Origin of the sequence: Streptomyces sp. NPDC005374 (genome assembly GCF_042872225.1) — a bacterium.
In the GTDB taxonomy this organism is placed as follows: domain Bacteria; phylum Actinomycetota; class Actinomycetes; order Streptomycetales; family Streptomycetaceae; genus Streptomyces.
Genome location: NZ_JBIAKA010000012.1, coordinates 58,408 through 73,070 on the forward strand (window position 1 = coordinate 58,408; position 14,663 = coordinate 73,070).

13 protein-coding genes are annotated in these 14,663 nt (G+C 71.3%); 6 read left to right on the forward strand and 7 right to left on the reverse strand.

Features of this window, described 5'->3' with window-relative positions:
* Positions 1-21 precede the first annotated feature (21 nt).
* Positions 22-474 carry an SRPBCC family protein gene (locus tag ACFYRX_RS29015; RefSeq protein ID WP_389105704.1) on the reverse strand — a complete coding sequence of 151 codons (453 nt, stop codon included), beginning with the start codon at positions 472-474 and terminating at the stop codon, positions 22-24.
* A gap of 783 nt (positions 475-1,257) precedes the next feature.
* Between ACFYRX_RS29015 and ACFYRX_RS29020 the strand changes: the two genes are divergently transcribed.
* The 3 genes from ACFYRX_RS29020 to ACFYRX_RS29030 all read left to right on the forward strand — a co-directional run bounded on the left by ACFYRX_RS29020 (position 1,258) and on the right by ACFYRX_RS29030 (position 4,659).
* The gene (locus tag ACFYRX_RS29020; RefSeq protein WP_389105706.1) at positions 1,258-2,514 is read left to right on the forward strand and encodes an FAD-dependent monooxygenase; all 1,257 of its coding nucleotides are present in this window, start codon (positions 1,258-1,260) and stop codon (positions 2,512-2,514) included.
* 85 nt (positions 2,515-2,599) lie between these two features.
* Positions 2,600-4,078, forward strand: a complete 1,479-nt coding sequence (locus ACFYRX_RS29025) for an MFS transporter (RefSeq protein WP_389105708.1) — start codon at positions 2,600-2,602, stop codon at positions 4,076-4,078.
* Complete coding sequence (locus ACFYRX_RS29030) at positions 4,075-4,659, forward strand: TetR family transcriptional regulator (RefSeq protein WP_389105710.1); 585 nt, start codon at positions 4,075-4,077, stop codon at positions 4,657-4,659. Before ACFYRX_RS29025 ends, ACFYRX_RS29030 begins: the two co-directional genes overlap by 4 nt.
* On the opposite strand, the gene ACFYRX_RS29035 is transcribed toward ACFYRX_RS29030, so the two are convergent.
* Positions 4,656-6,302, reverse strand: coding sequence for a cholesterol oxidase substrate-binding domain-containing protein (locus tag ACFYRX_RS29035; RefSeq protein WP_389106267.1), 1,647 nt, complete (start codon positions 6,300-6,302; stop codon positions 4,656-4,658). The genes ACFYRX_RS29030 and ACFYRX_RS29035 overlap by 4 nt on opposite strands.
* Positions 6,303-6,504: 202 nt before the next feature.
* Between ACFYRX_RS29035 and ACFYRX_RS29040 the strand changes: the two genes are divergently transcribed.
* Positions 6,505-7,488 (forward strand): aldo/keto reductase, encoded by a 984-nt coding sequence (locus tag ACFYRX_RS29040; protein WP_389105711.1) that lies wholly within the window; start codon positions 6,505-6,507, stop codon positions 7,486-7,488.
* A gap of 84 nt (positions 7,489-7,572) precedes the next feature.
* Entirely contained in the window at positions 7,573-8,058 is a 486-nt protein-coding gene (locus tag ACFYRX_RS29045) for a DUF6328 family protein (RefSeq protein ID WP_389105713.1), read from the forward strand.
* On the opposite strand, the gene ACFYRX_RS29050 is transcribed toward ACFYRX_RS29045, so the two are convergent.
* The 4 genes from ACFYRX_RS29050 to ACFYRX_RS29065 form a co-directional block, all read right to left on the reverse strand.
* Positions 7,979-8,662 (reverse strand): DUF2238 domain-containing protein, encoded by a 684-nt coding sequence (locus tag ACFYRX_RS29050; RefSeq protein WP_389105716.1) that lies wholly within the window; start codon positions 8,660-8,662, stop codon positions 7,979-7,981. The two genes, ACFYRX_RS29045 and ACFYRX_RS29050, sit on opposite strands and share 80 nt — an antisense overlap.
* Before the next feature lie 110 nt (positions 8,663-8,772).
* The gene (locus tag ACFYRX_RS29055; protein ID WP_389105718.1) at positions 8,773-9,210 is read right to left on the reverse strand and encodes an SsgA family sporulation/cell division regulator; all 438 of its coding nucleotides are present in this window, start codon (positions 9,208-9,210) and stop codon (positions 8,773-8,775) included.
* 61 nt (positions 9,211-9,271) lie between these two features.
* Entirely contained in the window at positions 9,272-10,363 is a 1,092-nt protein-coding gene (locus tag ACFYRX_RS29060; protein ID WP_389105721.1) for a hypothetical protein, read from the reverse strand.
* A gap of 94 nt (positions 10,364-10,457) precedes the next feature.
* Positions 10,458-11,429, reverse strand: a complete 972-nt coding sequence (locus ACFYRX_RS29065; protein WP_389105724.1) for an LLM class F420-dependent oxidoreductase — start codon at positions 11,427-11,429, stop codon at positions 10,458-10,460.
* 87 nt (positions 11,430-11,516) lie between these two features.
* Between ACFYRX_RS29065 and ACFYRX_RS29070 the strand changes: the two genes are divergently transcribed.
* The gene (locus ACFYRX_RS29070; protein WP_389105726.1) at positions 11,517-12,944 is read left to right on the forward strand and encodes a serine hydrolase domain-containing protein; all 1,428 of its coding nucleotides are present in this window, start codon (positions 11,517-11,519) and stop codon (positions 12,942-12,944) included.
* Between the two features lie 8 nt (positions 12,945-12,952).
* Here the strand turns inward: ACFYRX_RS29070 and ACFYRX_RS29075 are convergent, their stop codons facing one another.
* Positions 12,953-14,596, reverse strand: coding sequence for a serine/threonine protein kinase (locus ACFYRX_RS29075; protein ID WP_389106269.1), 1,644 nt, complete (start codon positions 14,594-14,596; stop codon positions 12,953-12,955).
* Between the last annotated feature and the right edge of the window lie 67 nt (positions 14,597-14,663).

A 14,663-nucleotide genomic window follows, 5' to 3' on the forward strand; every position in this document is an offset into this window, starting at 1 on the left:
CGGCCGGCCGGCCCGGGACGGTCAGATGACCGCGCCGCGCCACTGGCCGGTCTCCCGGCCGCGCTCCTCGATGAACGTCTTGAAGCGCTCCAGGTCGCCCTTGGTCTGCCGCTTCACGAACCCGAGCTTGTCGCCGACCTTCTCGGTGATGGTGTCCGGATGGAAGTCCATCTGGAACATCACCTTGGTGTGGCCCTCGTCGAGCCGGTGGAAGGTGACCGCACCGGCCTGCTTGGCCTCGCCGGCGATCGTGGTCCACGCGACCCGCTCGTCCGGGATCTGCTCGGTGATCTCCGCGTCGAACTCCCTGTGCACCCCGTTGACGTTGGTCACCCAGTGCGTGAGCGTGTCGGTGCGCTGCTCGATGCGCTCCACCCCGCTCATGAACTCGGGGAAGGTCTCGAACTGCGTCCACTGGTTGTAGGCGGTGTGCACCGGCACGCCGACCTCGATGGATTCCTCGACCTGCGACATGGGTGAATCCCTCCTTCGTGCTCTCGGTGTGTCCGGCGCGGGTACCGCACGACCTGCGGGGCAAACCGCCGTGCGGAGATCGTCGGTCGGTGCCGAAGGTGTCGTAGGAGCAGCGGCGGGTGCGGTCCGGCCGGCCGGCGGGACTTCGTGGTTCCAGGCCCTCGTCGACTCACCGCAGATGCGTACGTCGGGCGCCCCGCGCCCCCACGGGTCGCCGGAGGCCATCCCGTGCGGCGCGGCACGGGCCACCGTCGACGAGATCCAGGACGCCCGCTGCCGGGGCATCCGGCGGCCGAGGGCGAGCTCGGAGGGCCGCAGTTCGCGCTCTTTTCCGCCCTGGTCCTCGGCGGCGCCGGGCCGATCGTCTCTGACCCCGGCGTCCCGCGGTGGTGTCCGTGGGTGGCCCCAGCGGTGCGGGGGCGGCTGGGGGAGCGGCACCGCCATGCGGTGAATCTCCCGCGTTGACGACTCCGCATGCCAGTCGGCCCCGGCGAGAGCGGGAGAAATCATCCGCGACCGGTCGGCTCTGATCCTGATAATTACCCACATGCCGTACACGACCGCACAATGGTGATCTTGCCGTGGGAGGGCTTTCCGGTCCCCGGACGGAGGAATTACTTCCCGGCGAGGCCGTGATTTTCGGTGATCCTCCGCGAGTGAAGGCGCAGGCAGCGGCCCGCCTCGCCCGCGGGGAGCGGCGCGATCCGAAGTGCGGGGCGCACCCTCCCGGACTGCTACTCTGCGTTGCCAATTGACCGCTTTGGGTAATTCCTAGGGGTGCGCGTGAAGGTCGCCTGCGTCGGCGGCGGGCCCGCCGGCCTGTATCTCTCGATCCTGCTGAAACGGCAGGACCCGTCCCACGACATCACTGTCCACGAGCGCAACCCGGAGGGCTCGACCTACGGCTGGGGCGTCACCTACTGGCGCGGACTGCTCGACAAACTCCACGAACACGACCCCGAGTCGGCCCGCGCGATCCAGGAGGCCTCGGTCACCTGGAACGAGGGCGAAGCCCGGGTGCGGGACCTGGTCACCCGGCGCCCCAGCGACGAGGGATTCGGTATCGGCCGCCACCGTCTGCTGGAGATCCTCGCCGCCCGGGCCCGTTCCCTGGGCGTACGGCTGGAGTTCGAGCGCGAGATCACCGACGAGAACCTCCCCGAGGCCGACCTCCTCGTGGCCGGTGACGGTGTCCACAGCACCCTGCGCGCCCGGCACGCCGACCATTTCGGAGCCGAGACCAAGGAGGGCCGCAACCACTACATCTGGCTCGGCACCAGCAAGGTCTTCGACTCCTTCACCTTCGCCTTCGCCGAGACCGACCACGGCTGGATCTGGTGCTACGGATACGCCTTCAGCCCCGAGCGCAGCACCTGCGTCGTCGAGTGCGCACCGGAGACCTGGGCCGGCCTCGGCCTGGACGAGGCGGACGAGGCCGACGGGCTCGCCCTGCTGGAGAAGCTGTTCGCCGACATCCTCGACGGCCACCCCCTGATCGGCCGCTCCGCAGGCTCGGGCAGCGCCCAGTGGCTCAACTTCCGCACCCTGACCAACCGCACCTGGCAGCGCGACAACCTCGTCCTGCTCGGCGACGCGGCCCACACCACCCACTACTCCATCGGCGCGGGCACCACGCTCGCCCTGGAGGACGCCATCGCCCTGGCCGACGCCCTGCGTGAGCAATCCGCACTCCCGCAGGCCCTCGCCCGCTACGAACGGCAGCGCAAGTCGGAACTGCTCTCCATCCAGAGCGCGGCCCGCTACAGCGCCCAGTGGTACGAGAACCTGACGCGCTACATCGACCTCCCGCCGGAGCAGATGTTCGCCCTGCTCGGGCAACGGCACTCGCCACTGCTGCCCTATGTCCCGCCACAGCTGTACTACCGGATCGACAAAGCCGCCGGGCAGCTGGAGGCGCTGCGCAGGTTCAAGCGCTGGCTCGGCCCGAAGGTCGCGCGGACCGTGCACGCCCGGGAGCTGTCGGCCAGGGCCTCGGGCGCCCGCGCCTCGGACGCCCGCGCCTCGGACGTCCGCAAGTAGTCCGCCGCCCGGAAACGGTATTGGGTGAATGGCGATTCACCGCTAGAGTGAATTGCCATTCACCCACTGTTTTCCCGGAGCGCAGATGGACCAGCAGGGCCCCATATCCCCGCCGCGCGGAGCGAGCCTGCGGACCCGGCTCACCGTGCCGGTACTGGCGATGTGCGGTGTGCTCATGGCCGTCATGCAGACCGTGGTCGTCCCCCTGCTTCCGGACCTGCCCCGGCTGACCGATTCCTCGCCCGGCGCCGTCTCCTGGATGGTCACCGCGACCCTGCTCGCCGGAGCCGTCCTCACCCCGGTGCTCGGCCGGGCCGGTGACATGTACGGCAAGCGCCGGGTCCTGACCGGAGCCCTCGCCCTGATGACGGTCGGGTCGGTGATGTGCGCGCTGTCGTCCGACATCACCGTGCTCATCGCGGCCCGGGCCCTCCAGGGCGCCGCCGCCTCCGTGGTGCCGTTGTCGATCAGCATCCTGCGCGACGAGCTGCCGCCCGAACGCCGCGGCTCCGCGGTCGCGATGATGAGCTCCACGGTCGGCATCGGCGCCGCCCTGGGTCTGCCGCTGGCCGCGATGGTCGTCCAGTACGCCGACTGGCACACCATGTTCTGGCTGACCAGCGGCCTGGGCGCGCTGGGCGTGGCCGCCGTGTCGTGGGCGGTCCGCGAGTCGCCCGTACGGCAGCCCGGCCGCTTCGACGTGCCGGGGGCCCTGGGGCTGGCCGCCGGACTGATCAGCCTGCTGCTCGGAGTGTCCCAGGGCGGACAGTGGGGCTGGGGCAGCCCCCGCGTGCTGGCGCTGTTCCTCACGTCCGCCGCGGTCCTCGTCCTGTGGTGGTGGCACCAACTGCGCACCGCGCAGCCCCTGGTCGACCTGCGGCTCGTCACCCGGCCGCGGGTGGGGCTGTCCCACGTGGCCGCCCTGCTCACCGGATTCGCCTTCTACGCCAACTCCCTGGTCACGGCCCAGCTGGTGCAGGCTCCCAAGGAAACCGGCTACGGGCTGGGCCTGTCGATCGTGGCCACCGGCCTGTGCCTGCTGCCCGGCGGTGTCACCATGCTGCTGTTCTCACCCGTCTCGGCCCGGATCTCCGCGTCGCGCGGCCCGCGCATCACGCTCGCGCTCGGCGCCGCGGTCATCGCGTGCGGCTACGCGGTACGCATCGCGGACAGCCGCGACCTGTGGATGATCATCCTGGGTGCCACCGTGGTGGCCACGGGCACCACCCTCGCCTACTCGGCCCTGCCCACCCTGATCCTGCGTGCCGTCCCGGCCGAGCAGACGGCCTCCGCCAACGGCGTCAACGTCCTGATGCGCACCATCGGCCAGGCCGTCTCCAGCGCGGCGGTCGCGGCCGTACTGGTCCACCACACCAGCCCGGTCCTCGGTCTCCCGGTACCCACCCTGCACGGCTACCTGCTGGCCTTCGCCATGGCGGGTGCGGTCGCTCTCGCGGCCTGCGCGGCGGCACTGACCATCCCCGGCGACTCCACGCCCGAGGGGACCCGCCGGGCCAAGGGCCGCACCCGGGGGGCGCGGGACGAGGCGATGGAGGGAGCATGAGTGCCGTGAGCACAACACCCCCCACCGCCACGCCCACCCGCCGGGACGCGGAGACGACCAAGGCCGCCATCCTGAGGGCGGCCCGCTACCTCCTGGCCCGCACCCCCCACGCCGACATCACCCTCAAGGCGGTCGCCGAACGCGCCGGAGTCAGCCCGCCGTTGATCGTGAAGTACTTCGGCAACAAGGACGCCCTGCTCGCCCGCGTCATGTCCTTCGAGTCCGACGCGGCCGCCCTGCTCGACGCCCCCCTGGACGACCTGGGCCGCCACATGGTCCGCCATGTCCTCACCGGCCAGATCGAACGCGGCGCCGACCCCCTCCTGCGGATCGCCTTCGCCCCGGTCCAGGGCGAACACGGCGACATCCTGCGGGTCAACTTCCGTACCCAGGTGGTCGAACGCCTCGCGGAGCGCCTCAAGGGCCCTGACGCCGGCCTGCGCGCCGAACTGGCGGTGGGCACCCTGTTGGGCCTCGGCGTGATGTACGGCATCGCCCGGGGTACCAACCTGAGGGCGACCGCGGTGGAGGACGTGGTGAACCGGTACGCCCCCACGGTCCAGGCCCACTTGACGCCCTAACGGAACAGGCGGTCCAGGAAGGCGTTCCCGAACACGCCGTGCGGGTCGAGCCGGTCCAGCACCCCGGCCGCCTGCCCCCACACCGCCTCACCGAACGACCCGGGGATCGTCGTCCCCAGCATCTCCTCGTCCTCCCACGCGGCATCGTCCGTATAGGCCCACCCCTTGGACCACTCGACGCGGGTGCCCGCGTAGCCGTCGACGAGGAACTGCTCGATCTCCCGCAGGAAGGCCTCCGCGTACGGCGTCCCCGGCAGCGTCAGGATGTCCAGCCACACGGCCGTGTCCCGCTCGGGATGTGCCGGATCGGCCCGCAACGCCGAGAGCAGCGGAGCCCGCGCACCCGCAGTCCCGACGTCGGCCGGGTCGTCGAGCCCGGTCACCCGGATCTCGACCGTCCCGTTGACGGGGAAGCGCCCCTGCGCGGCGTAGGCGGTCAGGCGCTCACGGTAGAAGTCCGTGAACTCGGCGACCACCCGCTGCACCTGGTCCCGGCCGGTCAGTACCGCGTACCCGTTCGCGGTCACCCGCAGGGTCGTCGGCCTGACGTACAGCAGCGTGTTCTTCGACGGGCCCCAGATGTCCGCCGAGAGCGTCGCCGTGAGCCCCACCGCCGCCGCGTCGAGCTGTGCGTTCCCGAGCACCGGCGCCAGATACCAGGCCGCGTCCGACACCATCCGCCCGGCGAGGTCCGCGACCAGAGTCGGCACGTTGTCGGAGAAGGGATAGTTGTACGGCGAGGTCACCCGCCGTGAGGTCAGCGGCCTGGTCGGCGCCACGCTCCACACCTTCAGCCAGGGGAACTCGGTGAAGGCGAACCAGATCGCCTCGACCCGACCCGCCTCCGCCAGGAAACTCGCGAAGGTCCGCCCGTCCCCACCGGGTGCGGCGAACAGCTCGGCCGCGGAGATGTCGACGCGGCTCACACACCGCAGATTGCTGTTGGCGCCGACCCGCAGCACGACCTCCGTGACGAAGGCGCGCCCGAGATGGGTGAGCAGCGCGGCGCTGTCGGCCTCGGTGCGGCTGAACTCACGCAGCGCGTACGCCCCAGCGCCCTCGTCCCACACCACCGCCGTCAGCGACACGATCCGATTGCTCAGCGAGCCGTACGTCTGCCCCGGCAGCCGTTCCTCCCCGTCGGCCGGGACGGCGGTGCCGTGCGCGTCGATCGCCAGCGCCCCGCCCAGGGTGAGGTCGCCCGGCGCGGGCGCGGCGGTGATGCCGAGCCCGTGCTCCTCCAGGTGGGTGAGCAGGGCCTCCAGCGTGACGCCGGTGCCGGCGCGCACGGTGGAGGCGGAGTCCAGGGACAGGCCGGTGAGGTGGGAGGCGGTGTCGACGAGGAGGACGGGCGCGTCCGAGTCGGTGCCCTCGGTGACGGTCAGCGGCGACCAGCCGTGCGAGGAGCCCCGGGCGCGGACCCGCCAGCCGTGCCGCCAGGCCCAGTTGACGACCTCGACCACCTGGTCGGGGCCGGTCGGGGCGCAGGCCCATAACCCGTCGGCGGTGATCTCACCGACCCAGTTCCGGTACGCCGAACGGTAGAGGGCCACGCCGGCCGGGAAATCCGGCAGTTCCTCGGCCGCGGCCGCCGGATCGGCGGGCAGCAGAATCGGTACGGCGGCCAGGGCGGCGGCACCCATGAGGAAGCCGCGGCGGGACCAGGACGGGGCGTCCTGCGGGTGGTTGCTCACGGAACGATCAGTCACGTGGCCACGCTAGGCGCCCATTGACACGTGCATGCCCTACGTCGATGCGTGTCACCCATGTGAGTGAACAAATGGCGGGCGTCGACCCGGAGCGACCAGTTCCGCGCAGGTCGGAGACGGATGGCAGACTGACGCCATGGACGAGCGCACATTCGGCAGGTCGCAGCAGCACGCATCCGTCGTCGGACTCGGCACCTGGCAGCTGGGAGCCGACTGGGGAGACGTCGACGACAAGGAAGCCCTCTCGGTGCTGGAGGCGGCGGCAGAGTCGGGGGTCACCTTCTTCGACACCGCCGACGTGTACGGCGACGGACGCAGCGAGCAGACAATCGCCACGTTCCTGCGGAGCCGGCCCGACCTCCATGTGCTGGTCGCGACGAAGATGGGCCGCCGCGTCGACCAGATCCCGGAGAACTACGTCCTCGACAACTTCCGCGCCTGGAACGACCGTTCCCGCCGCAACCTCGGCGTCGACCGCATCGACCTCGTCCAGCTGCACTGCCCGCCGACACCCGTCTACTCCACGGACGAGGTGTTCGACGCCCTCGACACCCTGGTCGAGGAGGAGCGCATCGCCCACTACGGCGTCAGCGTGGAGACCTGCCAGGAGGCGCTGACCGCGATCGCCCGGCCGGGCGTGGCGAGCGTGCAGATCATCCTCAACGCCTTCCGCATGAAGCCCCTGCGCGAGGTGCTCCCCGCCGCCCGGGAGGCGGGCGTCGGCATCATCGCCCGCGTCCCGCTGGCCTCGGGTCTGCTGTCCGGCAAGTACACCAAGGACACCGTCTTCCCGGAGAACGACCACCGCGCCTACAACCGGCACGGCGAGTCCTTCGACGTCGGTGAGACCTTCTCCGGCGTCGACTACACGACCGGCGTGGAAGCCGCGGCCGAGTTCTCCGCCCTCGCCCCCGAGGGCTGCACCCCGGCCCAGCTCGCCCTGCGCTGGATCATCGAGCAGCCCGGCGTCACCACCGTCATCCCCGGCGCCCGTTCACCCGAGCAGGCCCGCGCCAACGCGGCGGCCGGGAAACTGCCGCCGCTGTCCGACGAGACCCTCTCGGCGATCCGCGACCTCTACGACCGCCGGATCAAGGACCAGGTCGAGAACCGCTGGTGAGCCCGCGGGGCTGCGGGAGCGGTCCACCGGGCCGCCCCCGGAGCCCCGCTGTTTGAACGATCAGCCACCGGATACACGGACCGCATGGTCGACACGGTGAGACGGACAGGCCGCGACGAGACCGAGGACGAGCGCGCGGACCGCATGTGGGGCGAGCTCATCCAGGAGGTCCGCGTCGCGCAGACGGGCGTGCAGATCCTGTTCGGCTTCCTGCTCACCGTGGTGTTCACACCGAAGTACGCCGACCTGGCCCACACCGACCAGGTCATCTACATCGTGACCGTCGTCCTCGGCGCCTGTGCGACCGGCGCCCTCATAGGGCCGGTGTCCCTGCACCGTCTCGTCTCGGGACGGCGCATCAAGTCCCAGGCCGTGCAGTGGGCCTCCCGGCTGACCTTCGTGGGCCTCGTCCTGCTCCTGGCGACGATGACGGCCGCCCTCCTGCTGGTCCTGCGGGTGGCGACCCACGACGACTGGGTGCCCTGGCTCGTCACGGGAGTCGTCGGCTGGTACCTGCTGTGCTGGTTCGTGCTGCCGCTGTGGACCCGTCGCCGCTACACGACCCGGTGAGGTCAGGTCCGGCCAGCTGCCGGTCGTGCAGGCGGGAGAGCACCAGGACCGACACCGTGGCGCCGATCAGCGCGCAGAACATGTCCCACTGCGTGTCCCACACATCGCCCTGCGTGGCCAGGAAGGCGTCCGCCGCCTGACCGCCGATCACCGCGGCCGCCCACTCCAGCATCTCGAAGACGGCGCTGAAGGCCAGACACGCGCACACCGTCAGCGGCGCCAGCCAGCGGCTGCCCCGCAGCGGGGACGTACGGCTGAGCAACTCCCGCACCAGGACCGCCGGTACGAAGCCCTGCATGAGGTGGCCGAAACGGTCGTACGGATTGCGGTCGAGACCGAAGGTGTCGCGCACCCAGTCACCGAGCGGCACCTGAGCGTAGGTGTAGTTCCCGCCCACCATGAGCACGAGCGCGTGGACCGCCAGCAGACAGCACAGCAGGTCGGTCAGGGGGAAGCGGCGCCAGGTGAGCACGATCAGCGGCAGCCCGACCAGGACCCACACCGTCTCCAGGAACCAGGTGGTGCGGTCGCGCGGGCCCCAGGCGGACAGGGCCAGCGCGGCGACCACGGCGCAGGCGAGCAGGGGCCGTCGCACAGCGGTCATGAGGTGCTCCTCGTCGTAGGAGTCCTCATCGTCGGGCAGGGGGCCGGCCGCGACATGAGTACGGCTACTCAACGCCCGTACGCATCAGTGCCCGGCCGCGTGCGTGCGTATCAGCCGCCGGCGATGACGGAGGCCAGGAAGTCGTCGACGCTGACCTCCTCCTGTCCTGGTGGGACGATCTCGCGGGTCTCGCGCAGGAAGGAGGCCAGCGCCGGAACCCAGGCGAAGACCACGGCGTGCTGGCGGCCCCCGTCGGAGCGGGCGTCACCGAAGAACTCCATGCGCAGTTCCTCCCAGACGCCGGTAGAGGAGGGGCTCAGCCGCACGTCCCCGACCCCGACAGGACCGCGCAGCCCCTCGGCCAGCATCTCCCGGTCCAGCCGCCACCGGGCCAGCACCCGGCCGTCATGGCTGAACACGGCGGTGACGGCGAACGGGTCCGCCGCGTCGTACCCCAGGTGGGCGAGCACGGGGCAACGGCCCGTGCCGCCGGTCTGGAGTTGCACGACGAGAGTCTTGTGCGCGGTCTTGTGGGCGAAGGAGTTCACCTGGAGGCCTCCGGGGAGAACGATGTAGAGCCCTCTAGTACCCCTCCCACGCCCAAGATGCTCAGCCTTCCGGGTGATTACCCTTCGCGCCGCGCAAAGAGGTCAGGCACGAGGCGATGGCCTGCTGGAGTTCCTCCAGGCGCTGGAGCATGTCGTCCTCGTAGAAGTCCTGCGCGTCGTCGAAGGTCAGCTCCTCGAACGCCTTCGTGGCCTTCTGGAGGCTGCTGTAGAACTTCGTCCGCCGCTCCTGGACCCGGAGTTCGGGATCGGCCTCCACGGCCTCGGCGACGAGGGACTTCATCGTGTCGAACGCCTCGGCCGCCCACTCGCCGGTGTCCTCGTCCTCCTCCAGCTCGTCGAGGAGGGACAGATGCCGCTCGGCCTCCTGACGCAGGTCAACGGGCGCGTCGATGGTCTGCCCGGCCGGGGTCTTCACCTGGCCGGACTCGGCGATCTGGCGGACGTAGCCGATCCGGTCGGCCGCCCTGCTCTCGGTGGCCACGGCCTTCTTCAGGTCGTCCGTGCGCACGACGTCCCGGGCCAGCTCGGCCTGGAGGTCGGGGTCCTCCTTGATCCGGTCGAGCAGGGCGCTGCGCGCGGCCCGGGCGGTGGACGGGTCGGCGAGGATCGCGGCGCGCAGCGCTGTGGGGTTCTCGGCCACCTCCAGGGCCTTGGTGGGGCGGATGCCCTCGGCCTCGGCGGCCTCGGCGATGGCCGCGCCGCGCTCGGAGGTGGCGCTGCTGCGGGAGACGTAGTAGCCGAGCCACACGTCCGCGTCCGGCAGCTCCACGTCCTGGCCGGGCGCCAATGCCTCGAAGTGCGGGACCATGCCGTCGTCGGCGGCCCGGTCCCACGCCTTGTAGTAGCGCATGACGCGCTCGGGCGAACAGCCGGCGAGCTCGGCGAACTCCTTCGCGGAGACCTTCGGTGTCTCGTCCGAGCTCTGGCCGCCGGGCCGCACACTGCGTGCCACCATCAGGCCGAAGGCCCATCCGCCGGTCCGCGCGTAGACACCGAACTCGCGGGCGTCACGCGCGACAAGGTCGCTCAGGGGCACGGGGGACGTCTCCACAGACGTTTCCACGGAGGTCTCGGCTGAGGTCTCGACGGGTGTCTCGGACGATGTCTCGGACGGGTCGATCGCTAGGGTCACGGGCGCTTCTCCTGGGCAGGCTGGTCGGGACCGCACGATGTGCGGCTCGGAAGCCTATGGCACCCTCAGGTGCCGCGCGGGCAGCGTGGCCCGCTCAGTCCAGCGCGTCGCGCAGTGCGGGCAGCAGCGTCTTCGCCGACCAGTCCAGGAACTCCGGCTGCGAGTCGCCCCCGATCTGCACCAGGGCGACTTCGGTGAATCCCGCCTCCGCGTACGGCCGCACGGCCTCGACGAAGTCGTCCGGGTCGTCGCCGCACGGGATCGCCGCCGCGACGTCGTCGGGCGTGACGAACTGGGTGGCCGCCTCGAACGCGTCCGGGTGCGGGAGTTCGGAGTTGACCTTCCAGCCGCCGCCGAACCAGCGGAACTGGGAGTGCGCCCGCTTGACGGCCGTCTCCCGGTCGGGGTCGTAGCAGACGGGCAGTTGCCCCACACGCGGCTTGCCCTCGCCGCCGTGCCGGTCGAACGCCTCCAGCAGACCCGCCTTGGGCTCCGTGGCGATGACGAGGTCGGCGAGCCGGCCCGCGAGCCTGCAGGACTGCTCGCCGGAGACGGCCAGGCCGATCTGCGGCGGCTCGTCCGGCAGGTCCCACAACCGGGCCGACTCCACGTCGAAGTGGGCCCCCCGGTGGTTCACATGTCCGCCCTCGAACAGCGCGCGGATGATCTCGATCGCCTCTTCCAGCATCTCGTGCCGCACGTCGGCCGACGGCCAGCCGCCGCCCACCACATGCTCGTTGAGGTTCTCGCCCGAGCCGAGCCCCAGCCGGAACCGGCCCTCGGAGAGCAGCTGCATCGTCGCCGCCTTCTGCGCCACCACCGCCGGGTGGTAGCGGAAGCTCGGACACGTCACGTAGGTCATGAGCGGAATGCGTGAGGTGGCCTGGGCGGCCGCCCCGAGCACGCTCCACGCGTACGGCGAGTGTCCCTGCGACCGCAGCCACGGGAAGTAGTGGTCCGAGGTCACCGAGAAGTCGTAGCCGGCCTCCTCGGCCTTCACCACATGCCCGACCAGCTCACGCGGGCCGGCCTGCTCGGTCATCATCGTGTATCCGATTTGCACCATGGGACCCGGGTCCCCGGTGACCGGACGGGAAAACGGGCCTTTGGACGCCCTCTCGATCAAGGCCGGTGAAAGAGGGAGGATGCCCCCATGAGTTCCCTGCCCACCAGCACCCCCGCGGCCCAGGGCGTCGACGCCGCCGGCATAGCGGCCTTCCTCGACGCCCTCGAATCCGACCCGCACATCGAGCCGCACAGCCTGATGCTGCTGCGCCACGACCGGCTCGTCGCCTCCGGATGGTGGGCGCCGTACGCCGTCGAGCGGCCGCAGCTCCTCTACTCGCTCAGCAAGAGCTTCACGGCCACGGCCGCCGGGTTCGCCGTCGCCGAGGGCCTGATCCGGCTGGACGACCCGGTGATCTCGTACTTCCCGGAGTTCGACGCCGATGTCACCGACCCGCGCAGCCGCGCGATGCTCGTACGGCATGTGGCGTCGATGGCCAGTGGTCATCTGGAGGAGACGCTGGACCGTGCGCGCGCCCAGGACCGCGATGAGCTCGTCCGCGGATTCCTGCTGGTCCCTCCGGAGCGGGACCCGGGCACGGTCTTCGCCTACAACCAGCCCGCCACCTACACGCTCGCCGCGATCGTCCAGCGCGTCACGGGCCAGAAGCTCACGGAGTACCTGCGACCCCGGCTGTTCGACCCGCTGGGCATCGGCGAGGTGGCGTGGATCCACGACCGGCGCGGCCGTGAGCTGGGTTTCAGCGGGCTGCACGCCACCACCGACGCGATCGCCCGGCTCGGCCTGCTGTATCTGCGGGGCGGGGTGTGGGAGGGCGAGCGTCTGCTGCCCGAATCGTGGGTGGCCGAGGCGACACGGGTCCAGATCTCGCACGGCGCCCCCGCGGAGGACGGCTGGACGGACTGGCAGCAGGGCTACGGCTTCCAGTTCTGGGTCTCACGGCACGGTTACCGCGGGGACGGGGCGTACGGACAGTTCTGCGTGGTGCTGCCCGAGCAGGACGCGGTGCTCGCGATCACCTCGGAGACCGTGGACATGCAGAAGGTCCTGGGCCTGGTCTGGGAGCATCTGCTTCCCGCCTTCGCGCCAGGCCCGCTGCCCGGACACGAGGTGGCGGACGCGGCCCTCGCCGACCGGCTGACCCGGCTCGCGCTGCCGCCCGCCGAAGGCAAGGCGAACCCGGCGGGCGGAACGGAGGATCGGGAGACCGTTTTCGCTCCCTACGGCGGCGGGTGCGCCGACCAGCCGACTCTGACCGCGGTCGAGGTGGGCCCGGAGGGCCGCGTCACGCTGGTCGACGACGGGGACCGGCTGGAGCTGAGGCTCGAAGCCGGGGAGGCCGGCTGGACGGTCGTGGACGAGCCCGTGCCCGTCGCGGTGAGTGGCGGCTGGACCGACGCAGAGACCCTCGCCGTCGACGTGGCGTTCCTTGAGACGCCTCACCACCTGCTGGTGACGTGTTCGCTCGCGGACCGGACGTTCACCGCGCGCTGGCGCACTCAGCCCCTGCACGTCGGACCACTGCGGCGGATGCGGGCGCTGCGTCCCGCTTGAGGAATCGCTCAGTTCGAGGGCACGCGGAAGGTGCTCAGGAAGGTGTCCAGCGCCTTCTGGTTCGCGTCGTCGTTCCAGTCGGCCGCCGGGGTCGTCCAGCGCAGCGAGTAGCCGCGGCCGTCACCGATGAGGAAACCGCGGCCGAAGGTGCGCACCCGGGTGCCGTCGACCTGCTCGGTCCACTGCATGTCGGCGGCCTTGTGGCCCTGGTAGGTCGTCGCGCGGATGTCACCGAGGCGCTGGTAACCCGGGTGGTCCTCGAGCTCCGGCTCCACGTCGTCGCGCCACACGGACACCGCGTCCGCGTTGCCCACGGCCCTGGTGTAGGTGACGGCGAGGGTGCGCGGGTCGCCGGGGGCGCCGAACGTGACGCGGTAGGCCAGGTCTTCCTGGCGCTGGGTGCCCAGCGCCTTCCAGCCCTTGGGGAGGGCGATGGAGAAGCCTTCGGGAGAGCGGTAGACGCTGTATCCGGGCGGCAGACCCGTGCCCGCCGTGGGGGACGCCGTCCTGGTCGGCGTGGGGGTGGGCGTCGCGGGCGGGCGCGGGCTCTGGTCGGTGCGCTCGCCGGGCGCGGTGGCCGACGGAGACGGTGACGTCGTTGCCGGGGCCGATACGGAAGCGGAGGCGGGCGCGGACGCCGAGGGAGCGGGAGCCTCGCCGGTCGTCGCGGAGTCGGTGCCGGGCAGGGCGTTGGTGACCGTGAGGACGACGGCCGCCACTGCGACCACGGCCAGGGCGGTTCCCGCGACGAGAAGGCGGCTGCTGCGTCCCGGGGCCACAGCGTGCATGACGCGCAGCCGGGACCTGGGCTCCTCGGGCAGGTCCCCCTCGGGGTCCTCGCTGACGATCCGGACGAGAGCGGTGCGCACGGCCGCGCGGGTCAGCCGCTCCTGGGAGCTCTTGCGCAGCAGCCCCTGGACGGTCTGGGTGAGCGGCCCGGCCCGCACCGGCGCCCGCAGTGGCAACCGGTCCACCCCCTTGAGGGTGGCCGCGGGCCGGTCGCGGTCACGGAAGGGCGGCCGGCCCTCGACCATCGTGTAGAGGATCGCGCCGAGCGCCCACAGGTCGGCGGCCGGCCCGATGCGCTCGTCACGGGCCTGCTCGGGTGAGGCGTACGACGGTGCCGAGACCCTCGGCGCGAGTGTCGCCCCGGCCAGCCCGAAGCCGGTGACGACGACCGGGCCCTGACTGCGTACGAACACCTGGCCCGGGCTGAGTTCACCGTGGGTGATGCCCTCGCCGTGTGCCGCCTCCAGCACCTCCAGCAGTTCCAGGCCGATGCGTGCCGCCCGCACATGGTCGAAGGTTCCCTGCTGGGTGAGGAGTTCGCCCAGCAGGACGCCGTCCACGGGCTCGGTGACGGTCCACAGGGCGCCTTCCTGCGCGACGGCGTCGACGACCGGGGCGACCCGGCCGGGGGCGAGCACCCGCATGGTCTTGGACATCCGCACGACTCCCGCGGCGGTGCGCTGCGAGGCATCCTCGTCCGTGTCGGCCGGAAGTCCGATCTCGGTGAGCAGGCAGGGGCGTTCCGTCGAGATGTCCTCGCCGTACCAGCACGTCCGGTTGGTCTCACGGTGCAGGACGTCCAGTGGGCGGTACCGTCCTGCGACCAACTCGTGTGTGGAGACGTGCGCCTTGACCATGCTCATCCCTCGCTGAACCACTGGTTCTCACCTTTCCCAGTGGTACGGCGGGTGCGGCGGGGAGTGTTCAATC

What these genes read in the sequence shown, in the direction of transcription:
- ACFYRX_RS29015 (WP_389105704.1), bottom strand. Translation starts at nt 474, where the DNA reads ATGTCGCAGGTCGAGGAATCCATCGAGGTCGGCGTGCCGGTGCACACC.
- ACFYRX_RS29025 (WP_389105708.1), top strand. Translation starts at nt 2,600, where the DNA reads ATGGACCAGCAGGGCCCCATATCCCCGCCGCGCGGAGCGAGCCTGCGG.
- ACFYRX_RS29030 (WP_389105710.1), top strand. Translation starts at nt 4,075, where the DNA reads ATGAGTGCCGTGAGCACAACACCCCCCACCGCCACGCCCACCCGCCGG.
- ACFYRX_RS29035 (WP_389106267.1), bottom strand. Translation starts at nt 6,302, where the DNA reads ATGGGTGCCGCCGCCCTGGCCGCCGTACCGATTCTGCTGCCCGCCGAT.
- ACFYRX_RS29040 (WP_389105711.1), top strand. Translation starts at nt 6,505, where the DNA reads ATGGACGAGCGCACATTCGGCAGGTCGCAGCAGCACGCATCCGTCGTC.
- ACFYRX_RS29045 (WP_389105713.1), top strand. Translation starts at nt 7,573, where the DNA reads ATGGTCGACACGGTGAGACGGACAGGCCGCGACGAGACCGAGGACGAG.
- ACFYRX_RS29050 (WP_389105716.1), bottom strand. Translation starts at nt 8,662, where the DNA reads ATGACCGCTGTGCGACGGCCCCTGCTCGCCTGCGCCGTGGTCGCCGCG.
- ACFYRX_RS29065 (WP_389105724.1), bottom strand. Translation starts at nt 11,429, where the DNA reads ATGGTGCAAATCGGATACACGATGATGACCGAGCAGGCCGGCCCGCGT.
- ACFYRX_RS29070 (WP_389105726.1), top strand. Translation starts at nt 11,517, where the DNA reads ATGAGTTCCCTGCCCACCAGCACCCCCGCGGCCCAGGGCGTCGACGCC.
- ACFYRX_RS29075 (WP_389106269.1), bottom strand. Translation starts at nt 14,596, where the DNA reads ATGAGCATGGTCAAGGCGCACGTCTCCACACACGAGTTGGTCGCAGGA.